The organism is Trabulsiella guamensis ATCC 49490 (assembly GCF_000734965.1).
Lineage (GTDB): Bacteria > Pseudomonadota > Gammaproteobacteria > Enterobacterales > Enterobacteriaceae > Trabulsiella > Trabulsiella guamensis.
Genome location: NZ_JMTB01000213.1, coordinates 1 through 513, shown reverse-complemented (window position 1 = coordinate 513; position 513 = coordinate 1). Strand labels below are relative to the sequence as shown.

1 protein-coding gene is annotated in these 513 nt (G+C 53.2%); it reads right to left on the bottom strand.

Features of this window, described 5'->3' with window-relative positions; translation table 11 throughout:
• Positions 1-232 (bottom strand): Rha family transcriptional regulator (locus GTGU_RS23610; protein WP_038163833.1); only part of this gene is annotated, 232 nt, incomplete at its 3' end.
• Between the last annotated feature and the right edge of the window lie 281 nt (positions 233-513).

Sequence of the window (513 nt, the reverse complement as noted above, 5' to 3'; positions counted from 1 at the left end):
CCTGCCAGCGATCCACCAGACGGGCAGTAAACGCCGGTGACAGTTGAGCAACGATTACGTAACTGTCGCGTTTGCAGATCTGGTACTCTTTGTAGGTTTGACCGTTCTGCGGATGGGTGTACGGCAATGCCGTATACCCCCCGATAACGCCTGAATTCATCAGCCTTTCAATAGTGATGCATACGTCAGCATGGCGAGACTCTACAAGATTCGCTATCTCGCGGCTGCTCATCGTTAACTGGCCGTGCGGCAAATGCGGCATCGCCGCCGGAACATTAACGCCGTTGATTGTCTGTACCATCGTTAGCCCCTCCTGCTGAAGGCTTTATATTCGCGATCAGCGTCACTACGCTTGCACGGGATCCACCTGCCACACCACCAGCGCATATAGCGGTACATGATGGTGCCAGGCACCGGGATTGCCCGGAGTTGCGGAGATGAAGAATTTGTTGTTAAATTGTTCATGCGAATCATTCCTAACCCAACCTTTATGATTTGCCACGACGCCCGGAG